Annotated in this window: 7 protein-coding genes and 1 tRNA gene; 6 read left to right on the top strand and 2 right to left on the bottom strand. The window is 65.2% G+C overall.

All coding sequences use genetic code 11. From position 1 onward, the window contains the following. Positions 1–339: hypothetical protein (locus VJ307_02835; protein ID HJX73065.1), on the bottom strand; the 339-nt coding region annotated here is incomplete at its 3' end. A gap of 687 nt (positions 340–1,026) precedes the next feature. On the opposite strand from VJ307_02835, the gene VJ307_02830 reads away from it, so the two are divergent. After that, positions 1,027–3,432 carry an endonuclease MutS2 gene (locus tag VJ307_02830; protein HJX73064.1) on the top strand — a complete coding sequence of 802 codons (2,406 nt, stop codon included), beginning with the start codon at positions 1,027–1,029 and terminating at the stop codon, positions 3,430–3,432. A 146-nt stretch (positions 3,433–3,578) separates the two neighbouring features. On the opposite strand, the gene VJ307_02825 is transcribed toward VJ307_02830, so the two are convergent. Then, positions 3,579–4,769, bottom strand: a complete 1,191-nt coding sequence (locus tag VJ307_02825) for a M20 family metallopeptidase (GenBank protein ID HJX73063.1) — start codon at positions 4,767–4,769, stop codon at positions 3,579–3,581. A gap of 98 nt (positions 4,770–4,867) precedes the next feature. Between VJ307_02825 and prmA the strand changes: the two genes are divergently transcribed. From prmA to VJ307_02800, 5 genes are all read left to right on the top strand, one after another. Beyond that, positions 4,868–5,800: a 50S ribosomal protein L11 methyltransferase gene (prmA, locus tag VJ307_02820; GenBank protein ID HJX73062.1), complete on the top strand. Its 933-nt coding sequence runs from the start codon at positions 4,868–4,870 to the stop codon at positions 5,798–5,800. A gap of 1 nt (position 5,801) precedes the next feature. After that, the gene (locus tag VJ307_02815; protein HJX73061.1) at positions 5,802–6,539 is read left to right on the top strand and encodes a 16S rRNA (uracil(1498)-N(3))-methyltransferase; all 738 of its coding nucleotides are present in this window, start codon (positions 5,802–5,804) and stop codon (positions 6,537–6,539) included. Between the two features lie 12 nt (positions 6,540–6,551). Continuing rightward, positions 6,552–7,031, top strand: coding sequence for an RDD family protein (locus VJ307_02810; protein ID HJX73060.1), 480 nt, complete (start codon positions 6,552–6,554; stop codon positions 7,029–7,031). A gap of 43 nt (positions 7,032–7,074) precedes the next feature. Beyond that, a tRNA-Phe gene (locus tag VJ307_02805) sits at positions 7,075–7,150 on the top strand. A 51-nt stretch (positions 7,151–7,201) separates the two neighbouring features. Continuing rightward, complete coding sequence (locus tag VJ307_02800) at positions 7,202–8,143, top strand: 4Fe-4S binding protein (protein HJX73059.1); 942 nt, start codon at positions 7,202–7,204, stop codon at positions 8,141–8,143. The last annotated feature ends 20 nt before the right edge of the window (positions 8,144–8,163 follow it).

The raw sequence follows: 8,163 nt of genomic DNA, 5'->3' as shown, positions 1-8,163 counted from the left end.
TGGGAGGCTCGCGCCCGTCCCCGAGTCTCGGCCGAAACGGAGGGCACCCACTTCCAGGGCATAGACGCCCTTGACCGAGCCGTCGTCGTTCTCCCCCGAGAAGACCAGGCGGGACTTGATCTCGCCCCAGCTGTCGGCACGATCATTCTTGTCCAGAACTTGCGAATTAGCCGCGGAACTCGTCCCTGTGTCCGGAGCGTTAAAGAAGCCAGCCTGATTGGTATACACCATAAACCGGGTGAAGAAGTCGCCATGGAACTCGAATTTCATGGCCATGGCAGGTGTCGCCACTACGAGTGCCAGGAGAACAGCCAGGAGAATCTTTAATGGCTTGCTCACTTTTCCCTCCTAAGGTAAGAATGGTGTCCCTTGTGGATTCCCTCACATCCCAGGGTGCATCGCGATTGGTCCACTGGTTTCTCCTCTTTTCACCTCCCTTCCGTAAGGATTTTCCTTCCAATCACCTCCTTGGAGAATGACGTGACGGTTCCCCTTGACAATGGAGAACCATCATTCTGCCTACCCCTTCAAACATCTACAACAAGACCCCCTACAGCACTTTCCCCCGGACTACGATGAAATTTGAGGGTTACGATATCAAAATCAAATACTTTGTCAATTCAAAAACGGGGGGGGCGGCGAGGCCATCGCCACCGAAGGATAATATTTCCAGGCGCCTTCATCAAGCTCCGGTCATTCGGCACTTTTTTTTCGCGGCACAATGCGGTATCCCCCATCGATCTTGAACGCTATATCCTACATAAATTTCCATGAACCGGAGGGTTCACTCCGATGAAGGGCAGCCGATCCGCGGCCCCCGGACCGTGGAGCGGCATCCGGTCGGCGGGCCGAAGGAGAGGGGCGCCCGCGGCGGGCGGACGCATGAGGGCGACCGCGCAAAGCAGCCGCCTCCCCCACCCCGGCCATGGTCCTGCGATTCCTCCGCTGCGGGAAATCCACCGCGGATGCTGTTGCCTTCCCGATATAATGGATGGGTAAACGACGATTTTCCAGGGGGAACGGGGCTTGCCGACTACGCCGTGGGACAACGCGCTCGAAGCGCTCGAATGGGGGAAGGTCGTTTCCCGGCTCTGCCTGCACGCCTCCTCCGACCCCGGCAGAGACCGGTGCGCGGAGATCGTGCCCGGGACGGACCTCGACGCCATCCGGATCTCCCTGGAGGAAAACCGGGACGGCCGCAGGATGCTGATCGACGAGAGGCCTCTTCCCCTCGAGGGGCTCAAGGAAATCCTCCCCGCATTGGAGGTGGCGGAAAAAGGGGCGCCGCTCTCCCCCGCCGAACTGCTCCTCGTGGGGAGCACGGCCAGGACCGGAGAGCGCGTCCGGCGCTTTTTCGAGGACCGACGCGGAAAGTACCCGCGCCTCGCGCACCACGCCAAGGGGCTTCCCCCCCTGCGGGATCTGGCCGACGAGATCGAATTCAAGATCGATGGATCCGGGAACGTCCTCGACCGCGCATCCCCGGCCCTGGGGGGATTGCGCCGACAGGTCACGCAGCTTCGGAACCGCCTCCAGAAGACGGCCGACGAGATCATCGCCTCGCCCCGGTTCGCGCGCCACATCCAGGATGCGTACGCCACGGTCCGCTCGGGGCGGCTCGTGATCCCCTTCAAGATCGCGGCCAAGGGGCTTTTCCCGGGGATCGTCCACGACACGTCGCAGAGCGGCCAGACCGTCTTCTTCGAGCCCGAGGAGCTCGTCTACCTGAACAACGAGATCCGGATGGCCGAGCTCGAGGTGGAGCGGGAGATGGCCCGGATCCTGGCCGAGCTCAGCGGCAAGGTCGCCCGCCGTTCCGACGAACTCCATGCATGCCGCGCGATCCTCACGCGCATGGACTTCCTCCAGGCGCGGTGCCTTCTCGCGGAGGAACTTTCCGCCGCGGAGCCCACCGTGAACGCATCCGGCGAAGTGAACCTCTTCTCCGCGCGTCACCCGCTGATGGTGCTGGCCCGAAAGGAGATCGTCCCCAATGACCTGAAACTCGGGCGCCCTTACCGCTGCCTGATCCTTACGGGGCCCAACGCGGGGGGGAAGACCGTCGCGCTCAAGACGCTGGGGCTGCTGGCGCTGATGGCGATGGCGGGGCTGTCCATCCCCGCCTCGGGCGACTCGACGGTGTCGACCTTCCCCCGGGTGTTCGCCGCCGTCGGGGACGAGCAGAGCGTGGAGCAGGACCTCTCCACCTATTCCGCCCACGTCCGCCGGCTGAACGAGATCCTCGCGGGGGCGGACCGGGGTTCCCTGGTCCTGCTGGACGAGGTCGTCTCGGGGACCGACCCGAGGGAGGGGGCGGCCATCGCCCGGGGGTTTCTGGAGACGCTCGCGGACCGCGAGGTCCGGGTCCTGGCTACGACCCATTTCGAGGAATTGAAAGGGATCGCCTTCGAGGACCGACGCTTCGAAAACGGTTCGATGGAGTTCGATACGGAGGCGCTTCGCCCCACGTACCGCCTGCGGCTCGGCGTCCCCGGCAGGAGCATGGCGATGGAGATCGCCCGGGCGCTGGGCTTCCCCGAGGAAGTTCTCTCCCGGGCGAAACGGTACCTCTCCGGGGAGGGGAAAAAATTCGACGAGATCCTCGCGCGGCTGGAGCGGGAACGGGAAAAACTTTCGTCCGAGGCCGCGGAGCTTGCGGCGAAGCGCCGCGAGGCGGAGGAGGAGAAGAAGCTGCTTCAGGCGCTGCGGGACCGCGCGCGGGAGGAGGAGTCGAAGGCGCTGGAGAAGGGGCGCCAGAAGATCCGCGAGGAGATCCGGAGGGCGGAGGCCCAGCTGCGGACGGTCACGGAGGAGCTGCGGAAGGCGAAAAAGATCGAGACGGTCCGGAAGGCGTCGACGGTCCTGCGCGAGTGGAAGGAGAAGGCAAGGGCCGCGGAGGAGGATCCCGCGGTGCGGGCGATGATGAGCAGGACCGCCCCTCTGCCGCCGGGGGCCGTCCTCTACCCCGGGCAGAAAGTCTTTCTGTCGCCCCTGCACAAGGAAGGGGAAGTGAGCGCGCCCGCGGGACCGGAGGAGAACGGGGTGGAGGTGCTGGTGGGGGGAATGAAAACGCGGGTGCCCAGGGATCAGGTCCGGGTCCTTGCGGGGGACAGGGCCCCCGTGGTGTCCTCGGCTTCCGGCACGGGGCGCCGGGGCGGGGACTCCTCGTCCGAGGTGTACCTCCAGACCCCCGAAAACACCCTCGACCTCCGCGGAATGTACGTGGACGATGCCCTTTCCGAAGTGGACGTATTCCTCGACCGGCTCTCCCTCGCCCAGACCTCCCACGCCTTCCTCGTCCACGGACACGGGACCGGGGCGCTGAAAACGGGGGTGCGCCGACACCTGAAAACCTCTCCGTACGCGAAGCGTTTCTTCCCGGCGCCGAGGGCGCAGGGCGGGGACGGGGCGACGATCGTCGTGCTCACCTAAAAGCTTAGGGACGTTCTTAAAACTTTTCATGATAGAAAAGGCTTCGTTCCGGGACGGGTCGGGGTATTCGAGGATATTTCCCGGACATCCTATTGCTTCGTCGTTGCTGCTCGAAAATGTTCGGGAACACCCCTTGATGAAAAGTTTTAAGAACGTCCCTGTTCTTGGCGGAGCGCCCTCCATGCCTCCCGGACGAGCCTCGGATCCGCGAACAGATCGTACGCGGTCAGTGCCAGCGCCCGGATCCCCTCCATCATTCCCTTGACCCCCGCGGGACTCGTGGTCGCCTCCTCGAAGGAGCGCGTGTGGATCTCCACTCGCTCGCCGCCCGAGATCGGAACGTTCGGCTGGAGCGAAGGGACGATCCGGGAGACGTTCCCGATGTCGGAGGATCCGCGGTTCCGGTCGGGGGGCGCCCCGCTCTCCTTGACGCCCAGAAACGCCAGGGCGCGCCGGTAGGAGCCGGCAAGCACGGGGTTGACCTTCATCGCGGAGAGGGTGTACGGCCCCTCCTTCATCCGCAGACGGCATCCGGTCGACGTCGCCGCGGCGCGGGCGCACCGCTTCACCCTCCGCATTGCGTCATGCATCTCCGCGTCGGTCTCGCCCCGGACGTAGAAATACGCCTGGGCGCGTTCCGGGACGATGTTGGGGGCCTTCCCTCCGTCCGTGATGATCCCGTGCACCCGCACGGTGCCGGGGAGATGCTGGCGCAGCGCCGCGACCCCCTGAAAGAGGAGGAGGACGGCGTCGAGCGCGTTGACTCCGTGCTCCGGGTATGCCGCCGCGTGCGACGCCTTTCCCAGAAAGGAGAACCGGATCTTGTGGAGAGCCAGGCACCCCTTGACCACGTGGCGGCGGGAGGAGGCGTGGACCATCATCGCCGCGTCGACCTTTGCGAAGACTTCCTCCTCGATCATCCGGGCCTTCCCGTACCCCGTCTCCTCGGCGGGGGTCCCCAGGGCGATGACCTTCCCCGCGCGGAAACGGGATGCGCCGAAACGGGCCAGCGCCGCCGCTGCGCACGCGGACGCGACCCCGCCCAGATTGTGCCCGCAGGCATGCCCCAGGCCCGGCAGGGCGTCCATCTCGCACAGGAGCGCCACCGCCGGCTTCCCCCTTCCGAAAGGAAATTCCGCCCGGAACGCGGTCTCCATCCCCGCGATCCCCCGTTCCACCTTGAACCCGTTCCCCTCGAGGAACGTCGAAAGGGTTTTGGAGGTGCGCTTCTCCTGAAGCGGGAGCTCGGCGAACCCGGTGATCGCCCGGAGCATCCTTACGGCATCGGGGCGAAGCGCGCCGGCGAGCGAGAGGAGTTTCCTTCTGTCTCGGTCCATTTTTCTGTCGTGGCGGGGAAGCAAGATGCTATCGTAGCATATTCCTGGAAGGGCTTTTTCGGCCGCAAACACGCCGGAAGGACGGATAAGGCGGGGAGATGACACGCTGGAAATCGTTCACCGTGGAGACGCGTCGGGAGGCGGTGGACGCCATCTCCCATTTCTTCACGGAAAGAGGTGCGCTGGGGATGGCCTACGATGAGCGGCTGTTCGGCCCGGAGGGTGACCCCGCGGACCCCCTTCCCCCCCCCGAAGAGGTGACCCGGCTCACCGCCTACTTCCCCTGGGAGGCCGATCTGCACTCCGTGAAACATGAGTTCCTCGAATTCCTCCCCGTGCTTGCGGAGTCGTTCGGGCCGGAAGCGGGATCCTTCGTCTCGGCGGCCGAGATCACGGACTTCGGCTGGGCGGAGAAGTGGAAGGAGAACTTCAAGCCGAAAAGGATCGGGAGGCGGATCACCGTGAAGCCCTCGTGGGAGCCGTACGCGGCCTCCTCCGGGGAGGTCGTTCTCACCATCGACCCCGGCCAGGCGTTCGGCACCGGTACGCACGAGACGACGCAGATGTGCCTGCAGTTCCTGGAGGAAGCCTTCGACGCCTCCCCGGCTCCCCCCCGGGTGCTGGACGTCGGGACCGGCACGGGAATCCTCGGGATCGCCGCGGCCCGCCTGGGCTCGTCGCTGGCCATGGGGATCGATCTCGACCCGAAGGCGGTGGAGGTGGCCGGGGAAAACGCACGGATCAACGGCGTGGAGGACCGGTTTTACGCCGCCACGACACCCCTGTCGTGCCTGGAGGGAAGGTACGACCTCGTCCTGGCGAACGTTATCGCCGAGATCCTCATCGATCTCAAGCACGAGATCGCCGCGCGGATGGAGCGGGGAGGCTGGCTGGTCCTGTCGGGGATCCTGGCGGAGAAGAGCGACTGGGTGGTGGAAGAGTACGAAGCCGCCGGATACCGGCTCTCCGGGAAGAAGGAGGAAGGCCAGTGGACCGCCCTCTTGCTCCGAAGGGAGGGGGCTGTCTCGTAGGATGCCCACCTTTTTCATCAACCGCCAGAACATCTCGGGGGACACGGCCGTTCTTTCGGGAACGGAGGCGGGACACATGCTCCGGTCCCTGCGCCTGGGCCCGGGCGACTCGTTTTTCGCCTTCGACGAGGAGGGAAACCGGTACCGGATGAGAATCCTCGAGGCGACCTCGCGCTCGCTGCGCGCCGAGGTGCTCGAATCCTGGCCCCCGGAGCCTCCCCCGGAGGTCGCCGTCACGCTTCTCGTGGGACTGCCCAAAGCCGACAAGATGGACTTCATCCTCGAGAAGGCGACCGAACTCGGATGCTCCCGGGTGGCGCCGTTCCGGTCGTCCCGGACGATCCCCCGTGTCGACGCGCAGGACGCGCGCAGGAAAGCGGCGCGCTGGGAGCGGGTGGCGCTCGCCGCCGCCAAGCAGTGCGGCTCCGCCCGGGTGCCGGACATCCCGGGCCTTCTCTCCTATCCCGCCGCGCTCGCCCTGGCCGGATCGTCGGAAGCGCGCATCGTGTTCTACGAGGGCGAGAGGCAGTTCGGGCTGAAGGAGGTCCTCTCCGGCATGGGCCAGGCGAAAAGCGTGGCGCTTCTCATCGGTCCCGAGGGGGGCTTCTCCGAAGACGAGGTCCGGGAGGCGGAGCGGGCGGGGTTCGTCCGGGCGGGACTGGGACAGCGGATCCTGCGGGTGGAGACCGCCGCGGTCGCCGCGGTGAGCATGGTGATGTATCATTTCGGAAACCCCTGACCGGGGATGTCCATGATGATGGAAGAACACCATTACGCGGGGTTCTGGATCCGCCTGTTCGCGCGCGTCATCGACCTCATCCTCATCCTCGCCACGTTCAACCTCTTCTTCCTGGTGGACCAAATGGGGGCCGACGCGGGACTGTGGGCCCCGAGCGGGTTCGACGAGGGTTTCTGGTTCGACCGGTTCTCCGCGGAGAACGTCCTGCGGATCGCCTTCTTCGTGCTCTTCCCCGTCTTCTACTACGTCTATCTCCACGGCGCCTACGGGCAGACCTTCGGGAAGATGGCGCTGCGGATCAGGGTGCTGAACGAGGATGGAACCCCTCTCGACTACCGGAAGGCGTTCCTGCGGTGGCTCGGGTATTTCCTGTGCGACCTGACGCTCAACATCGGATATCTGTGGGCCGCGTTCGACCCGCGCAAGCAGGGGCTGCACGACAAGGTCTGCAGGACGATCGTCGTCCACGAGAACGCCCGGACCGGCGCTTGACAGGGTCGATCCGGTGTCATTACAATTGGTTCTTTCCGAGCGTGGCCCTTTAGCTCAGATGGTAGAGCAGAGGACTGAAAATCCTCGTGTCCCCAGTTCAATTCTGGGAGGGGCCACCATGGAATCCCCAAGGACGGGGCCGTCCGGCTCCGTCCTTTTTTTCAGGAGAGATGTCGAACGCCAGCCAGGCGACGTTGTTCGTGTCGAGGATACCACCCGGGAAGACGCCTGGGCGGGAGGCAGGGAGAGCGAAAGGGAGGCGAACCATGTGCGAGTTCTGCCACAAGCACGGCGAGGGGAAGAAGTGGTACCTGAGAGCCGAGAACTACTCCGAGGACCTCCTGAGCGACCTCCGGAGGAGGAGGTTCATCGAGGAGTTCGTATCCGAGCCCGAGCGGCTCCGGGAGGACATGGAGAAGGTCGAGAAGTTGGACCATGCGCCCGCCTTCGTCCGGCGGGCCGTGGGTTGGGTCGTCTCGAATCGGCAAAAGCGGATCCACTACGGCCAGGTGGTGCCGATCGAGGACCTGGAGCGGATCCTCGGGTTCGTCAACTCCATCGTCCGCCTGCCCTGCGTGTGCCGCAAGGTCAACCTGGGCAAGGAAAAACGGTACTGCTACGGGGTGAGCATCTCTCCCGGAGGCGGGAAGTTGCTTCAGATCATCGATGGTCTGGAAAAGAGCTTCCTGAAAGGTCCCGACACCCTGGGATTCGAGACCCTGTCGAAGGAGGAAGCCCTCCAGGCGCTGCGCGAGCACGAGCACGAGGGGCTCTGCCACACCGTCTGGACCTTCCGCACGCCCTTCATCGGCGGTTTCTGCAACTGCGACCGGTCGGACTGCATGGCCATGAAGTGCACCGTGACCCACGACTTCCCCGTGATGTTCCGGGCCGAGTACGTGGCGAAGGCGGACCCGGACAAATGCACCGGCTGTCGGGAGTGCATGAAGGTCTGCCCGTTCGGCGCGATCGCCTACAGCGCCGCGGAGGAGAAGTCGGTGGTCGATAATAGACGCTGCTACGGCTGCGGCATCTGCCGCGCCGCCTGCTCCATGGAAGCGATCTCGCTTCTGGACCGCGCCGCCGTCCCCGCCTGCGCGAACCTCTGGTAGCGGCGACCCTCCCCTCCCCC

Source organism: Candidatus Deferrimicrobiaceae bacterium (assembly GCA_035256765.1).
Classification (GTDB): domain Bacteria; phylum Desulfobacterota; class Deferrimicrobia; order Deferrimicrobiales; family Deferrimicrobiaceae; genus CSP1-8.
The sequence above is the reverse complement of the archived record's forward strand: the minus strand, read 5'-3'. Positions and strand labels throughout refer to the sequence as shown.

Bases quoted from the DNA above. Each gene is read 5' to 3' on its own strand.
- VJ307_02825 (HJX73063.1), bottom strand. From the start codon at position 4,769: ATGGACCGAGACAGAAGGAAACTCCTCTCGCTCGCCGGCGCGCTTCGC.
- prmA (HJX73062.1), top strand. From the start codon at position 4,868: ATGACACGCTGGAAATCGTTCACCGTGGAGACGCGTCGGGAGGCGGTG.
- VJ307_02815 (HJX73061.1), top strand. From the start codon at position 5,802: ATGCCCACCTTTTTCATCAACCGCCAGAACATCTCGGGGGACACGGCC.
- VJ307_02810 (HJX73060.1), top strand. From the start codon at position 6,552: ATGATGATGGAAGAACACCATTACGCGGGGTTCTGGATCCGCCTGTTC.
- VJ307_02800 (HJX73059.1), top strand. From the start codon at position 7,202: ATGTCGAACGCCAGCCAGGCGACGTTGTTCGTGTCGAGGATACCACCC.